21 protein-coding genes and 1 tRNA gene are annotated in these 22,837 nt (G+C 61.7%); 8 read left to right on the forward strand and 14 right to left on the reverse strand.

All coding sequences use genetic code 11. The annotated features are described in order from the left end of the window. Positions 1-297: 297 nt before the first annotated feature. The 4 genes from N7333_RS10170 (at position 298) to N7333_RS10185 (ending at position 4,406) form a co-directional block, all read left to right on the forward strand. Entirely contained in the window at positions 298-1,299 is a 1,002-nt protein-coding gene (locus N7333_RS10170) for a DctP family TRAP transporter solute-binding subunit (protein ID WP_004373575.1), read from the forward strand. 157 nt (positions 1,300-1,456) lie between these two features. Beyond that, the gene (locus tag N7333_RS10175) at positions 1,457-1,933 is read left to right on the forward strand and encodes a TRAP transporter small permease (RefSeq protein ID WP_012019890.1); all 477 of its coding nucleotides are present in this window, start codon (positions 1,457-1,459) and stop codon (positions 1,931-1,933) included. Further along, positions 1,923-3,218 carry a TRAP transporter large permease gene (locus tag N7333_RS10180; protein WP_129482563.1) on the forward strand — a complete coding sequence of 432 codons (1,296 nt, stop codon included), beginning with the start codon at positions 1,923-1,925 and terminating at the stop codon, positions 3,216-3,218. Before N7333_RS10175 ends, N7333_RS10180 begins: the two co-directional genes overlap by 11 nt. An 87-nt stretch (positions 3,219-3,305) precedes the next feature. Continuing rightward, on the forward strand, positions 3,306-4,406 hold the full coding sequence (locus N7333_RS10185) for a GGDEF domain-containing protein (protein WP_096825449.1): 1,101 nt from the start codon (positions 3,306-3,308) through the stop codon (positions 4,404-4,406). Positions 4,407-4,440: 34 nt separating this feature from the next. On the opposite strand, the gene N7333_RS10190 is transcribed toward N7333_RS10185, so the two are convergent. Next, entirely contained in the window at positions 4,441-4,812 is a 372-nt protein-coding gene (locus tag N7333_RS10190) for a hypothetical protein (protein WP_004373567.1), read from the reverse strand. A gap of 182 nt (positions 4,813-4,994) precedes the next feature. Between N7333_RS10190 and N7333_RS10195 the strand changes: the two genes are divergently transcribed. After that, entirely contained in the window at positions 4,995-6,626 is a 1,632-nt protein-coding gene (locus N7333_RS10195; protein WP_129482564.1) for a hybrid sensor histidine kinase/response regulator, read from the forward strand. A 1-nt stretch (position 6,627) separates the two neighbouring features. Here N7333_RS10195 and N7333_RS10200 read toward each other — a convergent pair whose 3' ends face one another. Next, on the reverse strand, positions 6,628-7,263 hold the full coding sequence (locus N7333_RS10200; RefSeq protein WP_279858796.1) for a response regulator transcription factor: 636 nt from the start codon (positions 7,261-7,263) through the stop codon (positions 6,628-6,630). A 197-nt stretch (positions 7,264-7,460) separates the two neighbouring features. Between N7333_RS10200 and N7333_RS10205 the strand changes: the two genes are divergently transcribed. Further along, positions 7,461-7,619 carry a YqaE/Pmp3 family membrane protein gene (locus N7333_RS10205; RefSeq protein WP_003084988.1) on the forward strand — a complete coding sequence of 53 codons (159 nt, stop codon included), beginning with the start codon at positions 7,461-7,463 and terminating at the stop codon, positions 7,617-7,619. 239 nt (positions 7,620-7,858) lie between these two features. On the opposite strand, the gene egtD is transcribed toward N7333_RS10205, so the two are convergent. Both egtD and egtB read right to left on the reverse strand, forming a co-directional pair. Then, positions 7,859-8,821, reverse strand: coding sequence for an L-histidine N(alpha)-methyltransferase (gene egtD / locus N7333_RS10210; RefSeq protein ID WP_012019884.1), 963 nt, complete (start codon positions 8,819-8,821; stop codon positions 7,859-7,861). A 2-nt stretch (positions 8,822-8,823) separates the two neighbouring features. Beyond that, the gene (egtB, locus tag N7333_RS10215) at positions 8,824-10,107 is read right to left on the reverse strand and encodes an ergothioneine biosynthesis protein EgtB (protein WP_129482566.1); all 1,284 of its coding nucleotides are present in this window, start codon (positions 10,105-10,107) and stop codon (positions 8,824-8,826) included. A 559-nt stretch (positions 10,108-10,666) separates the two neighbouring features. Between egtB and N7333_RS10220 the strand changes: the two genes are divergently transcribed. Both N7333_RS10220 and N7333_RS10225 read left to right on the forward strand, forming a co-directional pair. Continuing rightward, positions 10,667-11,914, forward strand: coding sequence for a type II toxin-antitoxin system RelB/DinJ family antitoxin (locus tag N7333_RS10220; protein ID WP_279858803.1), 1,248 nt, complete (start codon positions 10,667-10,669; stop codon positions 11,912-11,914). Between the two features lie 134 nt (positions 11,915-12,048). Beyond that, a complete protein-coding gene (locus N7333_RS10225) occupies positions 12,049-12,747 on the forward strand; it encodes a hypothetical protein (protein WP_279858804.1) in 699 nt (232 codons plus the stop codon). Here the strand turns inward: N7333_RS10225 and N7333_RS10230 are convergent. The 10 genes from N7333_RS10230 to N7333_RS10275 all read right to left on the reverse strand — a co-directional run bounded on the left by N7333_RS10230 (position 12,744) and on the right by N7333_RS10275 (position 22,726). Next, complete coding sequence (locus N7333_RS10230; protein WP_279858805.1) at positions 12,744-13,967, reverse strand: phospholipase D family protein; 1,224 nt, start codon at positions 13,965-13,967, stop codon at positions 12,744-12,746. The two genes, N7333_RS10225 and N7333_RS10230, sit on opposite strands and share 4 nt — an antisense overlap. Before the next feature lie 102 nt (positions 13,968-14,069). Continuing rightward, positions 14,070-14,990, reverse strand: coding sequence for a restriction endonuclease (locus tag N7333_RS10235; protein ID WP_279858806.1), 921 nt, complete (start codon positions 14,988-14,990; stop codon positions 14,070-14,072). A 45-nt stretch (positions 14,991-15,035) separates the two neighbouring features. Continuing rightward, complete coding sequence (locus tag N7333_RS10240; RefSeq protein ID WP_279858807.1) at positions 15,036-15,437, reverse strand: lysozyme inhibitor LprI family protein; 402 nt, start codon at positions 15,435-15,437, stop codon at positions 15,036-15,038. Positions 15,438-15,467: 30 nt separating this feature from the next. Beyond that, positions 15,468-16,238 carry an NERD domain-containing protein gene (locus N7333_RS10245; RefSeq protein WP_279858808.1) on the reverse strand — a complete coding sequence of 257 codons (771 nt, stop codon included), beginning with the start codon at positions 16,236-16,238 and terminating at the stop codon, positions 15,468-15,470. Between the two features lie 298 nt (positions 16,239-16,536). Beyond that, positions 16,537-17,544: a HipA domain-containing protein gene (locus N7333_RS10250; RefSeq protein ID WP_279858809.1), complete on the reverse strand. Its 1,008-nt coding sequence runs from the start codon at positions 17,542-17,544 to the stop codon at positions 16,537-16,539. Between the two features lie 13 nt (positions 17,545-17,557). Beyond that, positions 17,558-17,869, reverse strand: a complete 312-nt coding sequence (locus N7333_RS10255) for a HipA N-terminal domain-containing protein (protein WP_279858810.1) — start codon at positions 17,867-17,869, stop codon at positions 17,558-17,560. Then, entirely contained in the window at positions 17,866-18,132 is a 267-nt protein-coding gene (locus N7333_RS10260) for a helix-turn-helix transcriptional regulator (RefSeq protein ID WP_012019877.1), read from the reverse strand. The genes N7333_RS10255 and N7333_RS10260 overlap by 4 nt, the downstream gene beginning before the upstream one ends. 201 nt (positions 18,133-18,333) lie before the next feature. Continuing rightward, entirely contained in the window at positions 18,334-18,729 is a 396-nt protein-coding gene (locus tag N7333_RS10265; protein WP_096825454.1) for a hypothetical protein, read from the reverse strand. Positions 18,730-18,898: 169 nt separating this feature from the next. Further along, a tRNA-Ile gene (locus N7333_RS10270) sits at positions 18,899-18,975 on the reverse strand. A gap of 16 nt (positions 18,976-18,991) precedes the next feature. Then, positions 18,992-22,726, reverse strand: coding sequence for an EAL domain-containing protein (locus tag N7333_RS10275; protein ID WP_279858811.1), 3,735 nt, complete (start codon positions 22,724-22,726; stop codon positions 18,992-18,994). Positions 22,727-22,837: the final 111 nt, after the last annotated feature.

Raw genomic sequence — 22,837 nt, forward strand, 5'->3', positions numbered from 1 at the left:
CAATCAAGGTCCGAAGTCAGGTGTCGGCGATTATGGGCAGCGGCCGTTGGCATGGGCAATGTCAACAGACATCGGACAATGGTATTCGCTGCGCGCTTCTGGAATAGTTGGGCGGCTGCGCGTAACCCGCCGGCACCTGCCGATCGCCCACAAGGCCTGCCCGGCAGTCGTGACACCTGCCGTGTCCCTCTCGCGTGCCGACCAGGCGCGCCAGGCGAGCCAACCGCTCACCGCTGGATCCGCACCGCTTTGCGGTGCCACAACGACAACGACCAAGATCCATACAAGGACGCCCCGATGAAACTCAAGCGACTCTTCTCCGCGCTCGCTGCCGGCGCTGCGCTGACTGCCCTCTGCGCTACCGCGCAGGCGCGTGAATACTCCGTTTCCACCGTGCTTTCCGACGCCTTCCCCTGGGGCCAGGCCGCGCAGAAGTGGGCCGACCTGGTCAACGAGCGCTCCGCAGGGCGCATCACCCTGCGCGTGTACCCCAATGCGCAACTGGTCGCCGGCGACCAGACCAAGGAATTCTCCGCCATGCGCTCGGGCCTGATCGACATGGCCGTGGGCTCGACCATCAACTGGTCGCCGCAGGTGCCGGAGCTCAACCTGTTCTCCCTGCCGTTTCTGATGAAGAGCGATGCCGACCTCGACGCCATCACCCAGGGCGAGGCCGGCAAGCTGGCTTTCGCCGCCATCGAGCAGCGCGGCATCGTGCCGCTGGCCTGGGGCGAGAACGGTTTCCGCCAGCTGTCCAACTCGGCCAGGCCGGTGCGCAGCCCGGCCGACATGGCCGGCCTGAAGATCCGTGTGGTCGGCTCGCCACTGTTCCAGGACACCTTCACCGCGCTCGGCGCCAACCCCACGCAGATGAGCTGGGCCGACGCCAAGCCGGCCCTGACCACCGGCGCGGTGGACGGCCAGGAAAACCCGCTGTCGGTCTTCGACGTGGCGCGCGTCGACCAGGTTGGCCAGAAGTACCTGACCCTGTGGGACTACATGGCCGACCCGCTGGTATTCGCCGTCAACCAGCGCGTGTGGAAAGGCCTGCCCGAGGAAGATCGCGAACTGCTGCGCCAGGCGGCCATCGACGCCGGCAAGTGGGAGATCGAGCTGTCGCGTGGCGCCCAGGCCCAGCGCCTGGCCGATGTGCGCGAGCGCGGTGTGGAAGTGATCGAGCTGAGCGACGCCGAGCGCGCCGCCTTCGTCGAAGCCACTGCCAGCGTGCAGGAGAAATGGGCACCGCGCATCGGCGACGCGCTGATGGACGCCGCGCGCAAGGCCGTGGCCCAGCCCTGATTCGTTCCATCTGACCGCAAGCCCTCACTACGGGGCGTAGTGGTGCTTGCCCCCCTCATCCTGCTCTGCTCCCCTCTCCCGCATGCGGGAGAGGGGCCGGGGGAGAGGGCAGGGGGCGCCACCGCTCGATGGTATTGCCCGGTCATTCGAGGTCCCTATGAGCAAGCAAGTCGACGCGCCGCTGGAGCGCGTGCTCGCCACCCTGGCCCTGGTGATCATCAGCCTGATCAGCCTGGCCAACGTGGTGGTGCGTTATTTCACCGATGCATCCTTCGCCTTCACCGAGGAAATCTCGGTGTTCCTGCTGGTCATCCTCACCTTCGCTGGTGCCTCGGTGGCCATGCGCAGCAACCGGCACATTCGTATCGGCCTGCTCGAGCGCCTGTTCCCGCGCCTGCGCACGCCGCTGATCCTGCTGCAGTGGCTGGCCGGCGTGCTGGTGCTGGCTCTGGTGTGCTGGTTCGGCGGTCAGTTCGCCTGGGAGGAATTCCAGTGGGATTCCGAGTCGCCCGGTCTGGGCCTGCCCAACTGGTGGTACGTGATCTGGCTGCCGATCCTGGCGCTGCTGGTGTTCGTGCGCCTGACCCAGATGACCCTCGATCGCCTGCGCGGGAGGATCAGCGATGAGCCCTGATCTCTGGCTGATCCTCAGTTTCGCCGTGCTGCTGGCGCTCGGCGTGCCGGTGGCCTTCGCCCTCGGCCTGTCCGGCGCCATCGGCATCATCGCCGGGCTGTCGCCGGACATGCTCGCCACCCTCGGCACCAACACCTATAACGGCGTGGCCAAGTACCCGCTGATCGCCATCCCGCTGTTCATCCTCACCGGCCTGGTGTTCGAGAAGGCCGGTGTGGCGCTCAGATTGGTGCGCTTCGCCCAGGCGCTGATCGGCCCGCGTCATGGCGGCCTGGCCGTCGTCGCCGTGCTGGTGTGCCTGATCATGGGCGGCATGAGCGGCTCCGGCCCTGCCGATGCGGCAGCGGTGGCCATGGTGATGCTGCCGAGCATGACCAAGGCGGGCTATCCCAAGCCGTTCTCGGCCACGCTGATCGCCGCCTCGGCCGCCACCGCGATTCTGATTCCGCCATCCATCGCGCTGATTCTCTACTCCATCGTGGTGCCGGGTGTGGACCTGCGCGCGCTGTTCGCCGCCGGCCTGTTCCCCGGCATTCTCGCCGGCCTGGTGCTGTTGCTGCCGGCCTGGCTGCTGTCGCGTCGCTATGGCTGGGAATCCCCGGAGCAGGGCGAGCGTCCGCCGCTGGGCGCGAGCTTCAGGCAGGCGCTGCCGGCGCTGTTCGCCCCGGTGCTGATTCTCGGCGGTCTGCGCAGCGGCCTGTTCACGCCCACTGAAGCCGCTGTGGTCGGCGTGACCTACGGCGTGCTGATCGGCCTGTTCGTCACCCGCGAACTGGACTGGCGCAGCCTCTGGCGCCTGTGCGGCGAGGCCGGGGTGATCTCCGGCGTGGTCATGCTGATCATCGCCCTGGCCGGCATCTTCGCCTGGGCCGGCACGATGCTCGGCACCTTCCGTCATCTGGCCGAATGGCTGATCTCGCTGTCGGACAACGGCTGGGTGCTGCTGGCGCTGGTGATGCTCGCGGTGCTGCTGGCCGGCATGCTGCTCGATGCCATTTCCATCTACCTGATCCTGATGCCGATCCTGATTCCGGTGATGCAGCACTTCGGCTGGAACCCGGTGTGGTTCGGCATCCTGCTGGCGATGAACATCGCCATCGGTCAGTTCACGCCACCGGTGGCGATCAACCTGATGGTCACGGCGGAAGTGGCCAAGATACGGCTGGAGCAGACCGTGGGCTGGGCCCTGCTGTTCGTGCTGGTGATGTCCAGTGCCCTGCTGCTGGTGGCCATCTTCCCGGAAATCGCCCTGTGGCTGCCGCGCGTGCTCGGCTATGCGGTGTAAGAGCGGCGGGTGCTTGCGCTTTGCCGTCTATAGTTGCCGGATGGTGCGCGGTGGGGGCGCATTTCCGGGGGCGGCACAGGCGCGAAGATGGTGGATGGCAAACATAACGATGACAGGGACGTAGGCACGGGGCACTGCGAAGGGCTGCGCGAGTCGGGCAAGCGCACGCTGATGCGCACCATCCTGCTCGCCACCGGCCTGACCCTGGGCGGCTTCGCCGTGCTGCAGGCCCTGGCCGGCAACTACCCCTTCGCCATCCTCGAAGTGCTGTGCACCGCGCTGCTGCTGTTCGGCGCCTGGCGCATCGAGCGCGCGCGGCATCTGTATCTGTGGATCTACCTGTACCTGATCCCGACCTTCTGTTTCATCCTCTACATCATCGTCATGCCGGACGCGTCCTCGGCCGCCTTCGTGTGGCTGTACATGATCCCGCTGCTGGCCTACCTGCTGCTGGGCAAGCGCCGCGCCTTCCTGCTCACCGCACCCTTCATGCTTGCCGGCCTGCTGCTGTACTTCTCCGGCAACCACCTGACCCTGGACACCCACGGCTTGATCGACCTGGGCAATGCCACGCTCTGCGGCGTGCTGATCCTGGTGTTCGTGCACATCTACGATGGCCTGCGCATGCAGGCCCATGAGGAGCTGGAGCGGTTGGCGCAGACCGACTCGCTGACCGGCGTGGCCAGCCGCGGCAGCTTCCAGCATGCGTTGCAGCGCAGCATTCAGGAGGCCGAGCGCAGCAACGGGCATCTGGTGCTGGTGCTGCTCGACGTCGACCACTTCAAGGAGGTCAACGACCGATGGGGACACGAGGCGGGCGACATGGCGCTGCAGCACATCTGCCAGATGCTCCAGCAGCGCCTGCGCGTCACCGATTTTCTCGGGCGGCTGGGTGGTGAAGAGTTCGGTCTGCTGCTGCGTCATACCGACAGTGCCGGCGCCGGCCCGCTGGTGGAAACGCTGCGCCGGCAGCTCACCGAACGCCCGCTGGAATACCACGGCCAGCCGATCGCGCTTTCCGCCACCTTCGGTCTGGCCGCCTGGCCCGAGGATGGCCGCAGCGCCGCCGAGCTCTACCGCAGCGCTGATCGCCGCCTGTACAGCGGCAAGCAGCGCGGGCGCAATCAGCTGGTCAGCAGCGACCTGCCGGCCGAGCTGCTGCTGGACAAGTTCGACGTGCGCTTCTGAACGTCAACGCCCGGCTGCGGCGCGAGAGGATCGGTCAGCGCGACGCGCTGGCCGGTGCGGCGGCCGGGACGCAGGGCGCGTTGGCGGTGCCGGCGAGATTTTCCACGTTGTTGAGCACGTTGTGCCCCTGGTTGAGCTTCTGCGCGTTCTCCATGGCCTGCACGCGTTGCGCGTAGTTGGTGGAGCTGCCGTTGAAGCTCTGCTGGGTTTCCAGCACGGAGTTGGCGATATCCAGCAGGCTGCGGCCAGTGGCGACCAGGCTGCTGGTCGCGCTCGGTGCGCAGGGGTCGTTGGCCATCTGGGTGTTGTGCAGGCCCTGGTTCTGCGCGTTCTGCGGCAGGCATCCCGCGAGCGTGGCCAGCATCGGTGCGATGAACAGAGCGCCTAACCTTCCTTTGATGTTCATGTGAACTCCCTTCGATCACCGGGCTTCGACCCGGTGTCGAAGCGATGGTCCGGAGTGTAAGAAGGGCAGGTACGCGGCGAAATAGTACGGGTGTGCTAGCGGCCTATTGCCCGCCTTGTGCCTGGCATCCGCTACGGCCTATGGTGGGTGCCACAGGATCGATGCCGCTGCAGGGATTTGCCATGTTCGCGCCCGCTTCCCCCACCTACGACACCGAGCGTGCCCAAGCGGTAGTGCGCCTGATCATCGCGCCAATCGCGATCGGCTACACACTGCTGCTCTACCAGCTGGCCCTGATCGAAACGAGGCTGGCTGGGCAGATATTCACGCTCGCGGTGATCTTCTGCGTCGTTTCCCTGCTGCTGTGGCACGACATTCGGCGCCGTCCCGGCAATCGCCCTGCGCGGCGCTTGTTCACCATGCTCAACGACTACGTGTGCATCACCCTGGTGATAGCCGCCGGCGGCGCCGCCATGCTGCCGGTCTATGCCATTCTGGTCTGGGTCACCGTCGGTTACGGCCTGCGTTACGGCTCGGGCTATCTGCTGCTGGCGACCTGCATGGCCATGATGTCCCTGGCCGTGACCCTGGCCACGTCCCCCTACTGGCAGACCCAGCCCTACCTGGTGATCACACTGGCACTGACCACCCTGAGCGTGCCGGCGTACATGCATGCCCTGCTCAAACGCTCGCGCCTGGCCGCCGAGGCCGAGCAGGCCGCGATCCTGGCCAAGTCGCAGTTCCTCGCCCAGGCCAGCCACGACCTGCGTCAGCCGATCCACTCCATCAGCCTGTTCACCGCCTGCCTGCGCGACAGCAGCCTGGGCGCCGAGCAGCGGCAACTGGTGGAGAACATCGACAAGTCCCTGCACAGCGTCGCGCGGCTGTTCCGCTCGATTCTCGACATGTACTCGCTCGACAGCGGCAAGGTGGTGCCGCAGATGGAGCCGCTGGCGCTGCACGCAGTGCTGCGCCAACTGCTCGAGCAGAATGCCGAGGCCGCACGCTGGGCCGGTGTCGAGATTCGCCTGCGCTGCCCGTCGGTCTACGTGCTCGCCGACCAGGGGCTGTTGACCACCATGCTGCAGAACCTGTTGTCCAACGCCCTCAAGTACGCGCCGGGGCGCCCCGTGCTGATTGGCTACCGACGCCACGGCGAGACGCTTTCGGTCGAGCTGTACGACCGGGGGCGGGGGATCGCCGAGGAGCATCTCGACGGCATTTTCGAAGAGTTCTACCGCGTGCGACAGGCGCGCGACAGCGATATCGAGGGCATGGGGCTGGGCCTGGCCATCGTCAGGCGCCTGGGCGCGCTGATGCACATGCAGGTGCGCATCCGTTCCGTCGAGGGGCGCGGCACGCTCGCCGCAATCGATGGTCTGCAGCCGGTAGCGGCGCCAGCCCGCGCGGTGGCCGCGCAGCGCAGCGGCATGCAGGCACCGCGCATGCTCGATGGCATGCGCGTGTGCCTGATCGAGGATGATCGGAACGTGCTGCTGGCCACCGCGACCCTGCTGCAGAAATGGGGCTGCGAGGTGGCCACCTACAGTGCGCTGCCCGAGGCGTCGGCGAATTTCGATCTGCTCATCACCGACTTCGATCTCGGCAGCGAAGTCTCCGGCGCCGACTGCATCCGCCATGTGCGGGCGGTCAGCGGCCAGAGGGTGCCGGCCATCGTCATGACCGGGCACGACGTGCGCCGCGTGCAGGAAGAGCTGGCCGACACGGACATTCCGGTACTGCCCAAGCCGGTGCAACCGGCGCAGCTGCGCTCGCTACTGGTGACCTTCAAGCTCAGGGAGCAGGCCGGCTAGCCTAGCTCAGGCCGGCCTTGGCGCCCTTGGCGGCAGCCGCTGCGCGGGTCCCGACATCCAGCGTGCGCAGCAACGAGGACACGTGGATACGCACGGTGAACGGCGAGATATCCAGCTGGCGGGCGATTTCCTTGTTCGACAGGCCGCGCACCACCAGTTGCAGCACCTCCTGCTGGCGCGGCGTCAGTTGCTCCAGCAGGTGTCTGTCCTCGGCGAAGGTCGGTATGCCGGGCGGGCCCAGGGTCATCACGAAATCGCCCGCCCGTACCGCCAACAGCGCCTCGGCGATGTCATCGGGAGGCGTCGCCTTGCCGATAAAGCCATCGGCGCCCGCCGCCATCACCTCGTCGATCAGCTCGCGGTTATCCACCATCGAGACGATCACGATCGAACTGCAGGGGAAGTGCTGGCGCAGCGCGCCAATGGCCTGCGGCGATTGTCCGGGGAACAGCAGATCAAGGACGAACAGGCAAGGCGCCGCCCCGGCATTGGCCAGGCTCAGGACCTCATCCATATCCCCCGCCTCGCACACCTGCGCCTGCGCAAACACGCGCTGCGCGATACGGCTGAGACCGTCGCGAAACACCGGGTGATCGTCGGCCACGATGATGCGTTCTTGTTGGAATCGTTCGGGCATAGTGGGCGCTTCCATCCTGGCCTCAGACTAGGGGCATATCCGGCGAGGCGCCAGCGCCTGGTTCGCAGTCCGAGCCGCGGCGCGGCCGAAGGGCGATCGCATGTCCGTAGCGCCCGGCGCGCATCGGGGCGGTGCGACTAGCTGAACTGCACGGCGCGCCATTGGGTCTGTTTCAGTACGACCTCAAGGAGTGCCCCATGGACCTTATCCGTATCCTCATCGCCATCCTCCTGCCGCCGCTGGGCGTGTTTCTCCAGGTGGGTTTCGGCGGCGCGTTCTGGCTCAATATCCTGCTTACCCTGCTCGGCTACATCCCCGGCATCGTCCACGCGGTGTACATCATCGCCAAACGCTGAAACCCCAGTGGCCGCTGCGTTTGCGCAACAGACGCCGAACGCCGCTCTCGCAGGGTGGGTTAGCCGCCTGTGACCTTGCCGAGCGACTCGCAGCAGCGGAGGCGGCGTAACCCACCATCGGCGCAACGCCGTCCCTCGTCTGGTGGGTTACGCGGCGCACCAGCCTCCTCTGCGCCTGGACTACCCGGCAGTCGGCGCCGCCAAACCACCCTGCGCAGCGGTGGATGTCTCGCCGCCTCTCACTCCCGCCGCAGAAAGTGCACGCTGAACAGCTGCGCCGGGTCGCGCCACATGGCGGCGCAGGCGAAACCGCATTCGCCCGCCAGAGCGCGGAAGCTGCTGGGCGTGTACTTGTAGGAATTCTCCGTGTGCAGGGTCTCGCCCGCGGCGAAGTCGAACACGCGATCCTCGATGCGCACCTGCTGCGCCTGCCGGCTGACCAGATGCATTTCGATGCGCGATTGCGCCTCGTTGTAGAAGGCCCGGTGCTGGAAGCGGCGCGGGTCGATGTCGCTGTCCAGCTCGTTGCGGATGCGCTCGAGCAGGTTGAGGTTGAACAGCGCGGTGACCCCGGCCGCGTCGTTGTAGGCGCGCTCCAGTACCTTTCGATCCTTGATCAGATCCACGCCGATCAGCAAACCGCTGCCTGCCGGCAGGGCCTGATGCAGATTGCGCAAAAAGGCGCGGGCCTGATCCGGGTCGAAATTGCCGATGCTGGAGCCGGGGAAGAACGCCAACGGGCGCTGCCCCAGCGCCTCGGCGGGCAGCGTCAGGGGCTGGCTGAAGTCGGCGCACAGCGCGTGCACGTCGAGCCAGCGATAGTCGGCGGCCAGGCGGCGGGTACAGATCTGCAGAAACTCGCGGGAAATATCGATGCCCAGGTAGCGCGCCGGGCGCAGGGTTTCCAGCAGCAGGCGGACCTTGCGGCTGGCGCCGCTGCCCAGTTCCACCAGGCTGGCGTTGCGCCCGGCCAGCGCGGCGATATCCTGCGCAGCCAGGCGCAGAATGGTCTCCTCGGTGCGCGTCAGGTAGTACTCCGGCTGCTGGCAGATCAGCTCGAACAGCTGCGAGCCGCTGTGATCGTAAAAGAACTTCGGCGACATCGCCTTCGGCCGGGCGGCGAAGCCGCGCAGCGCTTCCTCGCGCAACGCCTCCTGTTCCGGGCTGATCGACTGTTCGTGGGTACGGATTGCCAATGCCATGCTCAGAGCTCCTTGGCCAGGCGCAGGCCGGAGAACTGCCAGCGCATCGTGGGGTAGAAGAAGTTGCGATAGGTGGGGCGAACGTGGTCTTCAGGGGTGGCGCAGCTACCGCCACGCAGCACCATCTGCCCGGACATGAACTTGCCGTTGTACTCGCCCAGGCTGCCGCCCAGCGGACGAAAGCCGGGGTAGGGCCGGTAGGCGCTGGCGGTCCATTCCCAGACATCGCCATAGAGCTGTTGCAGGCCATCGCCGGTGCCCGCGGCCACCGGCTGCAGATGATCGTTCTCGACGAAGTTGCCCCACAGCGGTTCGTCCTGCGCGGCCACTTCCCACTCTTCCTCGCGCGGCAGGCGCGCCTGCGCCCAGGTGGCGAAGGCCTCGGCCTCGAAGTAGCTCAGGTGACAGACCGGTGCATTCAGATCCAGCTCGCGCGGGCCGCCCAGGGTCAGCTCCAGCCAGTCGTCGCCCTCGCGCTGCCAGTACAGCGGCGCCTGCCAGCCGGCGCGCTGGATATGGTCCCAGCCGTCCGCCAGCCACAGCGCCGTGCTGCGATAACCGCCATCGCGGATGAACTCCAGATACTCGCCATTGCTCACCGGCCGGCTGGCGAGCCGGAAGGCCTCGACGAACACGCGATGCCGCGGCCGCTCGCAATCGAAGGCGAAGTCCTCGCCGGCATGGCCGACATGGCGCAGGCCGGCGGGAAAGTTGATCCAGCGCAGCTTGCCTGCCTCAGTGCCACCCGGCTTGAGGTCGCGGCGATAGACCGGGCGCAACGGGTTCTGCGCCAGGATGTGCTTGATATCCATCAGCAGCAGCTCCTGATGCTGCTGCTCGTGCTCCAGCCCCAGCTCGACCCGCTGCAGCACCTCGTCGTCGAGCTCGCTGCCCATCCGGTTGAGCAACTGCTCCATGGCCAGATCGACATGGCTGCGATAGGCGTACACCTCGCTTACCGTCGGCCGCGACAACAACCCCCGCCGCGCCCGCTCGAAGGGCGTGCCGTGGGTCTTGTAGTAGGAATTGAACAGATGGTCGTAACGCTCATCCAGCGGGCGATAGCCGCGCAGGAAGGGCTGCAGCACGAAGGCCTCGAAGAACCAGGTCACATGTGCCAGATGCCACTTCGGCGGGCTGACGTCCGGCATGCTCTGGATCACGTAATCCTCACGCTCCAGCGGCTCGCAGAGCCGTTCCGTGGCAGCGCGCACCCGCTGATAACGCTGCCATAGCTGTTCGAGTTGCAGTTGTGAAACGTCGATCCTGCTGGCGCGGTTCGGCATATCGCGCATCCTTTGCTGGCGTCGCGAAGCGCGACGGTTCTTTAAGCCGACCGGGCGGAAAGGGGAAAGGTTCAGGGAAAATTGAATGGCTGCGAAACGCAGCTAAGAGGGGGACGAGAAATACGAAAGCCGCGCAATGCGCGGCTTTGAAGGTACGGACTCGAACCGTGGACCAAGGGATTATGAGTTGCCTAGAAGCGCGGCAAACCCAGTAAAACCGTGAGCAGCTCCGCGCAAGTAAAATAAGCTGAAAGCAGCGTCGTTACTGGGCTTGAGCGTAATCTTACGAAATTTGCAAAAGCTGGGCACTGTACCGCAGGTGTACTGTTTTGCAGCAACATCGGTGAAGCTTCAAGCCGCTTCAAGCGTCTGACTAATAACTCTAGGGCTAGGCTGCCACGACTGTCGATGCGATGACCAGTGCTCTAGTCGAGTTGCTGCCGCAATGCTAGGTACCCGCCTTAAAGGTTAATGCCGTCCGCTTCCGACCTAGGTGAAGAAATGGTGAACCCGCCACTTTCAATGTGTGCTACATTGTAGCTCGCGCGAGGGGCCACATATGTCGATCAAGCCAACTACGACCATACGAATAGACCTAGACGTCAAGAGGCGCGCTGGCGAGGTGTTTGACGAGATTGGCATCAGCATGTCTGCCGCAATTAATAGTTTTCTCAAAGCGGTGGTTCGCGAGGGCACCATGCCATTTGATATGAAGATAGAACGCCAAAAACTAGACTCGACATCCGGGAACGCGACACTCAATCGTGCATTTATCGTCAAGAAAGACGAGTTCTATACGCAGTATGAGGACGTCGCCAGAGAAATGGTGAAGCATCGAGAGCAGCTAAAGGGAAAGACCATACTTTGTAACTGTGATGATCCCTTTGAGTCGGCGTTCTTCCGTTTTTTTGTACTTCATTTTAATAATATTGGGCTCGCGGGGCTTACATCCACCTGTTATGCCGAGTCCCCAATGGCGGGGCAGGAATATCCATTAGATGGAGAGACAGGGGCCTACAAAGCGGTAGTAACCGAGGTGCCAGACGAGAGTCTGGTGAGGCCAGATGGTTCGTTAGATTTAGAGTCCTTGTTTGCCATGCCTGGTAACTCTTTAGTGCGTCTCGCAGGCGACGGTGATTTTCGGTCAGGCGAATGTGAGGCTTTACTTAAGGAAGCAGATATAGTGGTGACTAATCCACCCTTCAGCCTGTTCCGCGAGTACATTAGCCAGCTTGAACGTCATGGTAAGGATTTTATTATCCTCGGGAACATGAACGCTGCAACATGCAAGGAAATCTTCCCCTTCTTCCGAGACAATAAAGTCTGGTATGGGGAGTCCATCCGCTCTGGGGATCGCAAGTTTTATGTGCCAGATTGCTACCCGCTAAATGCCGCCGGCTGCGGTATAGACGAGAAAGGGCGCCGCTTCATCCGAGTGAAGGGCGTACGCTGGTTTACCAACTTGGATACTAGCAGGCGCCATGAGCCCATAGCATTGACCTGTCGCTTCACCCCGGATGAATATCCACGCTACGAAAACTACGATGCTATCGACGTTGGACGCACGCAAAATATTCCTGCCGACTACGATGGGATTATGGGGGTGCCAATCACATTTCTTGATAAATACAATCCGGATCAGTTCGAGATAGTTATGCTTGCCAATGGCAATGCACGCACCAACGTATCTCCCAATACCCTTGCAGAGGTAGGGTATCGTCCACATCCTGAGGATCGGGGAGGTGTTGGTATAATCAACGGTCGGCGCGTTTATGCGCGAATCCTAATCCGCAAGAAATTCTTATGAGCTGTCGAATGCGCGTACCCTGCGCATATCAGGGCGGCAAGCAGCGCGTAGCTTCTCAGATCGTCGACCTTCTTCTTGAAGCTGCTCCTGGGCCGGACTCGCGATTCTATGACTTGTGTTGTGGATCTGGCGCAGTGTCAATCGAACTGGTTAACAGAGGCGTTGACCCGTCACGTATTTGGATGCTCGACATTAGTTCTTGGGGCTCTTTCTGGTCCGCAATTGGCTCCGGCACGTTCAACATGGACGTGTTTGATAAGTTTTTATCCGAGCTGCCGAGTGATAAGCGCGACTTTAAGGCTCACATGTTGGCACTATCGGCACGCCCTGTGGGTGATCATGAAGTAGAACTTTATCCGGTGCTTCAGGCTTGCTCCTTTGGAGGGAAGCAAATTTGGCGTCAGGGACAACGTTGGGTGAATGCATGCTTTCGAGATTACTGGGAGCCAACCGCGACTAGCATACGTCGCAGCCCTGCCAATCCGATGCAGCCCTCTCCGACCGAGCTGCGTCGCCGAATAGATTCCCTCGTTAATGGAATGAGAGGGGTAACTTGTCTCAACATGGATATCGTAACTGTTCTGAATGACCCCTTTCCCAGTAATGCTGTCGTGTACATGGATCCGCCATATCAAAGTACGACGAGCTATGCATTCAACTTCGATGTTACATCATTCGTTAATCGTTTTCGTGCTATGAATAAGATTCCACTATTCGTCTCGGAAGGTATTCCGTTGAGTGACAATGCCTTGATGCTCAACTTTGGTGGTGCAAACGGTGGTATTAGTGGGGTTCGGAAAGTGAAGCACCAAGAATGGCTAAGTCTCTTCTAGAGAAGCCCTAGCTGCTTAGCATTTCTTGTGGATCCATTTCGAGCCAAGATGTGTGAGGCTGCTTTGAAATTCTCAAGCTCAGATTCCGGGAATACAGACATAAAGTAATAGTCATCCAGAAGCTTGGTAAAGGTTATTATTTTCTCGACCAAATAGTGCTCCTCGCCTTTATGTCTAAAGGCGTCAGTGATCTTCACTCCAGAGGAGCTGATTCCCTTGATCTGGAGCCGCCAGGTGCCGTTTGCGTTTTCTCCTGCAGGAAAAAGTATTGCGTTGCCTGTGTAGTCAACTCCTTCGAAGTTGAGGGTTATATTCTTGATCTGGTCGGTAGCTGTAGGGTTAAGGCCGAAAAACTCTACCCCTCCGCGCATGAACGAAGGGTCGCCAAGATCAAAGGGGGTACCTTTAGGGTCCCCTCGCTCAACCAAGGATTTCATTGACAGATCGAGGATGTTTCGTGATCCGCCAGTCAGTCTCTTGGTTTCGAACCAAATAGTTTGGCCGTCATCGCTTGGGATAATAGATATGGGAGCGACTGGTGCCACGGGAGTCGCCGTCTTCTGCTTTTTCGGCATAACGGCGTCTGGTAGTTTTGCTGGGGCTCCATTGCCGAATAGGCGCTCCTTAGTGCTATTCTGTTTGGCGGCTTTTGCTCTACGAACTTGTTCGGTCACTTCTTTAAAAATGTAGCCATTTTTAAGGAGCGTATCTATGTCGTCTTGCGTATATATCGACCTAAATGAATCTTTGAGCAGGGTTAAGTTCTTTAAATACTCTTCCAGTCCCTCCGCTAGTTCTGCCTTGCTAGCCCCTAGTCTGTCTAAAGGGATGAGTACTGAGCTTTCAAAGTTTGTCCACAGGCCTCCTGCTGTTAAATTGTGTGAACCAACTACCGCCAGTCCTTTATCATTCCCTACGAAGTGATAGATTTTTGGATGGAATGTCTGGCCCTTTTCAGAGTGGACAACATTCAACGAGTCGGTGTGAAGTAGTAAAGCTGTAAGAGCCTCATATGACGTTCCGCCAAGGTCGACACCGACGTAAACATTTACTTTTCCTCCCCGCTCTCTGAATCTTTCGATTGAATCCTTAATTCTGAGGACTCCGCTGTTCTTTGCAAAAGCAACTGCGATGTTTAGGGTGTGATAATCTGTTGAGTCGAGCAGCTCGATTAGACGGTTTCCTAGCTGTCCGGAAAAGGGCTGGGTCATCAGCTCCATTAATTTCTCCTTTTAAGTGCTGAATGCTCCAGTGCCGCAGCGTTCCTATTGCGTAAGTGGAGCTTTTATTAGTTAGGTTGGGGAAGATTCACTCTCCCTCAGTTATTCCTCGTAAAAGTAGTCGCTATCCAACTTCGGTAACCTGAGTAAGCGTGAAGTCACACCAACCTCGTGATCCATCATCAGATTGACCAGACGATTACCGTCTACCAAAACCATGCCTTCCACAGAACGAGAAAAGTGGATTGCCTGGGCTGTGAAGCCTGAGGTGGTAATAAACACACCACGCTTTGCTTTCTGCCCAGCGAGTGCGCCATAAAAAGCCTGTAACTCTGGTCGGCCAACCGTGCTCTGCCAGCGCTTAGCTTGGACGTAGACCTTTTCCAGACCGAGCTTGTCGAGTGAGATCACTCCGTCGATACCGCCGTCCCCGCTGCCGCCTACGCGCTGCAGATCATTCCGACTAGCGCCGTAGCCAAGGCTATGCAGCACGTCCAGTACGATCACTTCAAAGCGGTTTGGGCTGACTTGCAGGAGGTTATCCAGCAGGTCTGCAGCCGTTGCCTCGCGTAGCTCACGTAGAGCCTGTTCTAGGCGGTCGTCAGGGCTAACAGTGGCTGAACTGGGTACCGGTGCAGGTATTTCCTGCCCGTCAAGGGGAGCCGCGTCGGTTGGGCTCTTGAGTTTTACGTCCATAAAGCCAATGGCGAGCTGTTCGATCTTGTCCGCAGTTAGCGGGGCGGGGTGCTGGGCTGCATAGGCAATACCTGCGTCAGTCAGCTTCCAATAGCCGCGCTTTGCGCTGCTAGATAGGCCGGCACGCTTGAGGCGGTCATGGGCCCACCCTGCGCGGTTTTTGTACATAGCTTGGCCGCTGGCAATTAGTTCTTGGCGCTGTGCTTCCGACAGGTCCAGCGCATCAGCAGCGGCCTCATGCGCGTCACGTGCTGTCGCGCCTTCGGGCGTGGCGGCTAGGTAGCGCAAGATCGGCTCAATAAACTGGTCGTAGGTTGGGACAGACATCATTGCTCCAGTTGCTGAGTAGCTGACGTTTCGGCTTCTTTGCAGCTATTGGCCTTGCTCTGCAAGCCATGCGAGATCGTCGGCACGCTTCTTAGTCATATCCAAGAAACATGATGCCTGGTTAAGGCCGTCGATGGTGCCGCCGGTCAGGTTGCCCAGTAAGGTGCAGTCGGTATCTCGGAACTTGATCCAAAGCCGTTGCGCATCGCGTAAATGTGTTTGCTGGGCTGGCATTAGGGCTTGCGTGGCTGATTTGTAATTCTGGTTGAGACGGGCATCCTGCTGCTTGATCTCGGTACCTATGCAATCGAGCATATTCGACGTCACGCCACCGGACGCATCCATGCACGCGGTATAGGCCGTGCTGTAGCCATCCTCCGCTGCGTACGTACCAATACCGAGCGTCGTAGTCACAATAGCCAGAAGCCAATTTCTGATTGATTGCATGATTAGCATCCTGCGTATCGATAGATGGTGTTAAAGGCTCTGCATCGTCCGGCACTTCGGAAAGCCTGAGCATCCCCAAAACTGTTGCCCCGCTTTCGATCCTGATTTCACGGTGCGAATCAGCAACGCACTGCCGCATTTCGGGCATTGCCGCTCGGCTGTCGGATCACTTCGTCGCTTGAGGTTCTGCACATGCTCTCGGTGCGTAGCGAGGGTCGGCGCGCGGCGGCCGGTTTGTAGGGCTTGCAGCATGGCGTCGACTTCAGCCTCGCCGAATACCACCTGCTGGAATGACTGGATATAGCGGATAAAGCCAATGCCTTGGGTCACGTTGGCCGGCATTTCGGTTTTGAAGGTGCTGCCGCCGACAAAGGTGATGACCGAGTGCAGGTGCTCAGGGCTGACGCCAAGGGTGGCTTCCAGAGCCCTGAGGTGTTTGTAGTTCTGCCGCAGCGGGTTCTGGAATTTGAAGGTGCGTTTGTAGAGTTTCTGCGTCCACTGCGCCTGCTTCTCGCTGCCGAAGATCCAGCCGCTCATGTTCTTCGTTTCCAGCACGAAGATGCCGTAGGGCGAGAGGAATACGTGGTCGATCTGCGTGGTGCCGTCCGGCGTATTCAGGGTGACGTTATGCAGGCGGCGGTAGGTTTGCTTGTCCAGCTGCCAGTGGGCGAACAGGCGCACCAGCAGTTCACCGATCTGCCCCTTGGCCCAGGGCGATTTGAGCAGGCCGATCAGCAGGGCTGCTGGGATAAACCAGGTCAGCATGCCCCAGACCTGGGCGACTATCGGGCTGTAATCCATTTTCTTCCTTGAGCAGAGCTGCTTGATGGCTGGGCGAGCAGATGTGCCGAAATCCAGTTGCCTGGCACTGATTCGGATAATGGCTAATTGCCTTTAAAGGCTCAAGGGGGTTGCGACCATTGTTTTATGGCCGCTAGGCGGTTGCGCCAGGTTTGGGGGCATTGCGCAGGGCTGAGCGCGGCTTTTGTTCATGAGCCGATTAGCGCATCTATTCGGCTCATTTGGTGAGCCGAATAAGGACTATCTGGCTCACCGTCTTCTTACCTGATGTTCGTTGGACTGTTGTGTCGCTTGCTGGTCAGCGCTTCTTCGCCAGTAATTCGGAGCGGCCAATCACTTCTCTGCTGCGCTCAGGTTTGCGCGGGCCGGAGAAGCCGGCGTCTTCGATGGCGCTATCGAGGCCACGAAAGTGCGGGGCGGCCTTGGGGCAGCGGACTGTTTCCATACCTTCGTTCCACGCATGCACCATATGCTTGGCTACGTCGCGCCAGGCGGGCTCGTTCTTTGCGGCTTCGATGACTTCCTTGCCGACCTCTACGGCGGATTCGCAGAGTTGCTCGAGCATGGCTGCGTATTTGCTCGGGGTAATGCCCAGCACGGCCTTGAAGAAGGTTTCCAGAGATCGACCCGGTGTCCAGGTTTGCCTGCCTCCAACGGACAGGCCAGGCGGGTTGCTGGCGAAGCGCGGGTAGGCCTGAGTGGTCACCAGGTCATAGACGGGCGTGAAGCCCACGTCCGCTCGGGAGGAGTAGAACAGCGCGATGTTCTTCGCGTGGCAGTCGGCATTGCGCACCACGTAGTTGGTCAGCAGGTGCCAGCCCAGGTGCTCGCGCTGCGCTTGTAGGCGGTCAGCGGGAATATAGGCGCGTGTGGCATTCCACACCCGCTCGGTGGTGGGCGCGTACTTTTCATGGGGCGGCAAACCCAGCAGCTCGCAGGCATCCTCGACGCCGTAGCGGGGGATGCCGTGTTCGTCCACGTCGAAGCGATCCACTACCAGTACCTTGCCGTCGTCAGACATGCGGCAGGCAGCGACCGGCACGACATTCAGGCGCTCCAGAACACGCATGGTGTAGAACTCGTTGAAGCCCAGAAAAGGGGTGGTTTCGTCAGAGCCCTTGATGATGTGAAAGCCGGTGCGCAGGGTCGGTTTGCCCAGTGGCTCCCGAGGGGCGACGGCGTCGGTGGCAATGAACTTTGGCACCACCCCCGATACGGCGACCCGAGCGTATTGCCGCATCAGTGCGGCGAATCGTTCGCTGGTGTTTTCCGCTTTGAGCAGGTGTTCTATCTCCAGCGGCGCCATTTCGACGCCAGGCTCAACACCCTCTGGCGTGACCGAGACTGCCGATACCGGTGCCGCCCACCACGCCCAGCAGTGACAGGTCAGTACCATCGAGCAGTGGGCCGAACTCTTCGCGGATGACGCCTAGCAAATACCCCTCGGGCAAGTTCTGCCGAAAGAACGGGAAGAGGTCGCGTGGCCAGCGCCAGGGCTCTTCGCGAACCGGCATCGCGAGGCTGACGAAATCTTCCAGCGCAGTGCCCGGAAGATACTTCAGGACATATTCATCCCGTTCGCGATACAGCTTGGCTACAAGCCTGGAGCTGACGTGCACGTCGAGAATCATGGGCGGTCCAGCCCGGAGCGCTGCTCGGCGAGGATGTCTTCGATCGTGCGCTCGTGCCCTGCCTTCACCAGTTTCAGGTCATAGCCGGCGGCCTCCAGCAGGCGAACCAGCGCTGAGACGCTCATATCGCCTTTGGCCAGGGTCTCCATACGGGCTACGGTGGTGCGCGAGACGCCAGCACGACTGGCCAGCGCTTCCTGGCTCAGTTTCGCGTCACTGCGCGCCTGTTTCAGCATTTCCGAGACGTCGTAGAGAGAGGTCATTTGTAGCCCCTGGGCATCAAGAATAGAGGTAATGCAGAAAAATGTAGCCCTTGGGCTACAGTTATACAAGCAGCCAGAATTCTTTTTGTGGCTTATGGGCTACAAAGTCGGCGTATCAGTCTGAATCTGTAGCCCTTGGGCTACGCTGCGTGAGTAGGCGACCGTTTCGAAAGCGGGGAAGGCAATTCGGTCGGTCGTACTCTATTCGGTAACTTCGAGCCGATAGGTAATTTCTGCATACTGCCCCGCGCACTGCGTGCCGAAGGTGCTGGCGTAAAGCAACACCTCGTAGGTTCCTGCCTGCTCCGGCACGCCGCGGATAAAGCCATACTTTTCGCGCTCGGTATGAATGATGCTCAGCCCCTTCGGCAGAGCACCTTCAGGATCGTCGAGAATCCTCCCAACCGGGGTACTCGCATTGATGACATCGATCCGAACGTCATATGTCGCACCCACCTGTGCGGTAGGCAGCTCCTTCGGCATAAATTCAGGCTCGGGTCGTATTGCACACCCCACCAACACGTTACCCAGCATTACTGTTTCGCAACTGGCCAGCAGCAGGGTTAATCCAATGATCGGGATCGTTCGGAGATTCATTTACCTTTGTCCTTGGCAGGTGCGTCTACTGGCTCTGCTTTTGATTGCTGTGGCCATCTTGCGCGCTGCTACCAACGCGTACTGGTCTGTACGGAGTTAGTACCTTTGGATTTGCCTAGCTGTTCTTGCGGCAGAAATGATAAAGCCGCGCAGTGCGCGGCTTTGAAGGTGGTGGGCCCACACGGACTCGAACCGTGGACCAAAGGATTATGAGTCCTCTGCTCTAACCAACTGAGCTATAGGCCCCCAGAAGGCCGGCGGATTATACCGACGCGTTCTCGCCAGCGCCAACCGCTTGACCTGGCGGGAGAAATTTCCGGGTGAAGGCTTCTGCCGAGAGTGGGCGGCTGATCACGTAGCCCTGGATCTGCAGGCAGCCTTCGGCGGCCAGACAGAGTTCCTGGGCCTTGGTTTCCACCCCTTCGGCGATCACCGTCAGTTGCATGCTCTGACCCAGGGCGATGATGGCGCGGGTGATCGCCAGGTCGTGCGGGTCGTCCGGCAGGCCGCGGACGAAGGACTGGTCGATCTTCAGCACGTCCAGCGGCAGACGCTTGAGGTAGCTGAGCGAGGAGTAGCCGGTGCCGAAGTCGTCGATGGCCAGCTGCACGCCGAGCTCCTTGAGCCTGTGGAGTATGTCCAGGGCATCACCGGCCTGGTTCATGATGAAGTTCTCGGTGATCTCCAGTTGCAGCAGCCCGGCCGCCAGACCGTGCTGTTGCAGCAGTTCGCCGATGCGCGAAACCAGGCTCGGCTGGTGCAGCTGGGCGCCGGCAAGGTTGACCGACAATGTGCCGAAGCCCTGGCTGTTCTCCTGCCAGCATTGCAGCTGGCGGCAGGCCTCCTGCAGCACCCAGTCGCCGAGCGGCAGGATCAGCCCGCTTTCTTCAGCCACGGGGATGAAGCGATCCGGCGGGATGTCGCCGAATACCGGGTGCGGCCAGCGCACCAGCGCTTCGGCGCCGACCAGTCGCTGGCTGCGCAGGCAGAACTTGGGCTGGTAGTAGAGGCACAGTTCGTCGCGCTCCAGGGCGCGGCGCAGTTCCTGTTCCATGGCCATGCGTTCGTTGACCTGGAAGGTCAGCGAGCGTGTATAGAACTCGCTGCGGTTGCGCCCCTTGGCCTTGGATTGGTACATGGCGGCATCGGCGTTCTTGACCAGGGTGGCGACATCCGCGCCGTCCTTGGGGTAGAGGCTGATGCCGATGCTGGCGCTGACGAAGAACTCGTGGTGATCGATATCGAAGGGGGCGGTGAAGCAGTCGAGCAGCTTCTGCGCGACCTGATCGGCGTCCTCTGCCTGCTGCAGGCCCGGCAGCAGGATGATGAATTCATCGCCACCGAGGCGGGCGACGGTGTCGATGTCGCGCAGCTGCAGTTTCAGGCGCGCGGCGATGGCCCTGAGCAGTTGGTCGCCAACCGGGTGGCCGAGGCTGTCGTTGATCTGCTTGAAGCGGTCGAGGTCGAGAAACAGCACGGCGCCGGCGCGGTCTTCCGCGCGTGAGCCGTCCAGCGCGCTGCGCAGGCGGTTCTCGAACAGCAGGCGATTGGGCAGGCCGGTCAGCGGGTCGTGGTGGGCCTGATGGTCGAGGCGGGCCTGGGCGTGCTTGAGGCTGGAGATGTCGGCGAACACGCCGACGAAATGGGTGATTTGATTATCGGCGTTGCGCACCGCGCTGATGGTCAGCCACTCGGGGTAGAGCTCGCCGTTCTTGCGCCGGTTCCAGATCTCGCCCTGCCAGTGGCCGTTGGTCGCCAGGCAGTGCCACATGGCGTTGTAGAAGGCCTGGTCATGCTGGCCGGAGGCGAGCAGGCTGGGGCGCTGGCCAAGGGCTTCGGCCTCGGCATAGCCGGTGATTTCGGTGAAGGCGCGGTTGACCGCGGTGATGCGTTGTTCGAGGTCGGTGATCATCACGCCTTCGGCGGTGCTTTCGAACACCGTGGCAGCCTGCTGCAGTTCTTCCTGCATCTGCTGGCGTTCGGTGATGTCGCGGGCGATGGTCAGCAGGCAGTCCTCGCCGCCGACGGGCAGCGGCTGCGCCGACAGTTCGCAGAGGCGCAGCTGGCCGCTCTTGGTGCGAACCCGGGCGATCATGTCGCGCACGCTGCCGTGCTGGCGAATCCGCTCGACCAGGCGCTGACGATCCTGTGGGTCGGCCCAGATGCCCAGGCTGAGGGTGCTCTGGTTGGCCACTTCGTCGAGCTGGTAGCCGGTGATGCGGGTGAAGCCGTCGTTGGCCTCGATCAGCAAGCCATCGCGCATACGGCTGATCAGCAGACCGTCGGGCGAGGCGTGGAAGGCTCTGGCGAACTTTTCCTCGGAGATCTGCAGCTGCTGCTGGGTGGCCTTGAGCTGGCTGATGTCGCGCACCACCACCACCAGCGCCGGCACGTCGTCGAGCTGGAAGGCTTCGGCCGATATCAGGCCGGTGAACAGGCTGCCGTCGGCGCGGCGAAAGGGCATCTCCAGGTTGCGCAGGTTCTGGTCCTGCAGGCGTAGCAGCAGGTTCGGGCCGATGCCGGGAACGCCCCAGATGTCCAGCTCGGTGGCGGTCTTGCCCAGGGCCTGCTCGACGCTGACGCCGGTCTGCTCGGTGAAGGCGGCGTTGACCTCGAGCAGCACACCATCGGTGCGGCGGGCGATGACCAGAATGTCCGGGCACTGCTGGAACACCGAGGCGAACTTCTGCTCCGACAGGCGCAGGGCATGTTCGGTCTGCTTGGCCTCGCTGATGTCGATCATCAGGCCACGGACCACCTGCTGATCGCCGCGCTGCAGCAGGGTGACGATGTCGCGCACCCAGACCACATGACCGTCGGCTGCCAGCAGGCGATATTCCAGCGCGTGATCCTCGCCGGCGGCGCATTGCTCCAGGCAGCGGCGCAGGGTGCGCTGTTGATCATCCGGGTGCAGGTGGCGTTGCCAGAAGCCGGGCTGGAGCCAGTCCTCGAGGGGGTAACCGAGCAGCTTCTCGGCGTGGGGCGAAACGTAGGTGTAGGTCAGCCCGCTGGACTCCGCTTCCCAGGTGATGGCCGAGAGGCTTTCCACCATGTCGCGAAAATGCTGCTCGCGGCTGCGCAGTTCCTGCTCCAGCGCTTCGCGGTTGCGCATTTCGCTGTTAAGACGGCGATTAATGCGCAGGATGATGGCGATGATCGCCAGCAGGCCGAGCAGCGCCGGCAGGCCGTAGGGCAGGGCTTCGCGCCAGGCGCTGCGCTTGTCCAGCACGCTGCCGATCCAGGGTGTCTGCAGCGCCGCGACTTCGGCGGGGCTGAGTTCGGCGAACAGCTTGTCGAGGATGCCGGCCAGTATCGCGTGATTGCGCGGCGCGGCCATTGCCAGCTGGTAGCGATAGGGCGTTTCACCGCTGATGTACAGGCCGTCGAGCTTGAGCTGGCGCAGGCTCCAGACGCTGGATGCCAGATCGCCGACCAGCGCATCCGCCTGGCCGGTGGCCAGCGCCTGCAGCGCCGCGGCGACGCTGGGCAGTGGCATCAGGCTGAGGTCCGGGTGCTGCTGGCGCAGCAGCTCGTGCGGGGCGTAGTCGGCCACCACGGCGACCTTCAGGCCATAGAGGTCTCTGAGCTTTCTGGGCTGCGGCCCGCCGTTGCGGGCCAGGATGACGATGGGGAAGTCCAGGTAGGGGCGCGTGAAGACCAAGTAGTCCTGGCGCTCGGGCGTCGACATCACGCCCGGTAGCAGATGTATCTGGCCGGCTCGGGCCTGGTCCAGCACCTCGCTCCAGCTGCTCGGCTCGACAGGCTGCAGCTTCAGGCCGAGGCGGCTTTCGATCAGCCTGACGTAGTCGGCGGTCAGGCCCTGGTAGCGGCCCTGATCGTCACGAAACTCGAACGGAGGCCAGGAAGTATCCACGCCTAGGCGCAGCTCCGCCTGGGCGGCCAGCCAGGTGCGTTCCTCCTCGCTGAGAGTCAGGGCAAGGGCCGGGGTCGTCCAGTACGCCAGGCACAACAACAGAATGGCCGGCAAGCGCGGCATGATCGCCTCTTTGATAGCAACCAGTGTCCGTTGCAGTGTAGCCCCCTGCCGGCACGGATGGCAGTTTGACTTCACTGGCGGCGAGCGCTCGGGAGAGAAATAGGGGGGGCT

It is taken from the genome of Pseudomonas sp. GD04158 (genome assembly GCF_029834875.1).
Taxonomy (GTDB): Bacteria; Pseudomonadota; Gammaproteobacteria; order Pseudomonadales; family Pseudomonadaceae; genus Aquipseudomonas; species Aquipseudomonas hydrolytica.

Excerpts from the sequence above, each read along its gene's own strand:
- N7333_RS10170 (WP_004373575.1), top strand. The coding sequence starts at position 298 with ATGAAACTCAAGCGACTCTTCTCCGCGCTCGCTGCCGGCGCTGCGCTG.
- N7333_RS10175 (WP_012019890.1), top strand. The coding sequence starts at position 1,457 with ATGAGCAAGCAAGTCGACGCGCCGCTGGAGCGCGTGCTCGCCACCCTG.
- N7333_RS10180 (WP_129482563.1), top strand. The coding sequence starts at position 1,923 with ATGAGCCCTGATCTCTGGCTGATCCTCAGTTTCGCCGTGCTGCTGGCG.
- N7333_RS10185 (WP_096825449.1), top strand. The coding sequence starts at position 3,306 with ATGGTGGATGGCAAACATAACGATGACAGGGACGTAGGCACGGGGCAC.
- N7333_RS10190 (WP_004373567.1), bottom strand. The coding sequence starts at position 4,812 with ATGAACATCAAAGGAAGGTTAGGCGCTCTGTTCATCGCACCGATGCTG.
- N7333_RS10195 (WP_129482564.1), top strand. The coding sequence starts at position 4,995 with ATGTTCGCGCCCGCTTCCCCCACCTACGACACCGAGCGTGCCCAAGCG.
- N7333_RS10200 (WP_279858796.1), bottom strand. The coding sequence starts at position 7,263 with ATGCCCGAACGATTCCAACAAGAACGCATCATCGTGGCCGACGATCAC.
- N7333_RS10205 (WP_003084988.1), top strand. The coding sequence starts at position 7,461 with ATGGACCTTATCCGTATCCTCATCGCCATCCTCCTGCCGCCGCTGGGC.
- egtD (WP_012019884.1), bottom strand. The coding sequence starts at position 8,821 with ATGGCATTGGCAATCCGTACCCACGAACAGTCGATCAGCCCGGAACAG.
- egtB (WP_129482566.1), bottom strand. The coding sequence starts at position 10,107 with ATGCCGAACCGCGCCAGCAGGATCGACGTTTCACAACTGCAACTCGAA.
- N7333_RS10220 (WP_279858803.1), top strand. The coding sequence starts at position 10,667 with ATGTCGATCAAGCCAACTACGACCATACGAATAGACCTAGACGTCAAG.
- N7333_RS10230 (WP_279858805.1), bottom strand. The coding sequence starts at position 13,967 with ATGGAGCTGATGACCCAGCCCTTTTCCGGACAGCTAGGAAACCGTCTA.
- N7333_RS10235 (WP_279858806.1), bottom strand. The coding sequence starts at position 14,990 with ATGTCTGTCCCAACCTACGACCAGTTTATTGAGCCGATCTTGCGCTAC.
- N7333_RS10240 (WP_279858807.1), bottom strand. The coding sequence starts at position 15,437 with ATGCAATCAATCAGAAATTGGCTTCTGGCTATTGTGACTACGACGCTC.
- N7333_RS10245 (WP_279858808.1), bottom strand. The coding sequence starts at position 16,238 with ATGGATTACAGCCCGATAGTCGCCCAGGTCTGGGGCATGCTGACCTGG.
- N7333_RS10250 (WP_279858809.1), bottom strand. The coding sequence starts at position 17,544 with ATGGCGCCGCTGGAGATAGAACACCTGCTCAAAGCGGAAAACACCAGC.
- N7333_RS10255 (WP_279858810.1), bottom strand. The coding sequence starts at position 17,869 with ATGATTCTCGACGTGCACGTCAGCTCCAGGCTTGTAGCCAAGCTGTAT.
- N7333_RS10260 (WP_012019877.1), bottom strand. The coding sequence starts at position 18,132 with ATGACCTCTCTCTACGACGTCTCGGAAATGCTGAAACAGGCGCGCAGT.
- N7333_RS10265 (WP_096825454.1), bottom strand. The coding sequence starts at position 18,729 with ATGAATCTCCGAACGATCCCGATCATTGGATTAACCCTGCTGCTGGCC.
- N7333_RS10275 (WP_279858811.1), bottom strand. The coding sequence starts at position 22,726 with ATGCCGCGCTTGCCGGCCATTCTGTTGTTGTGCCTGGCGTACTGGACG.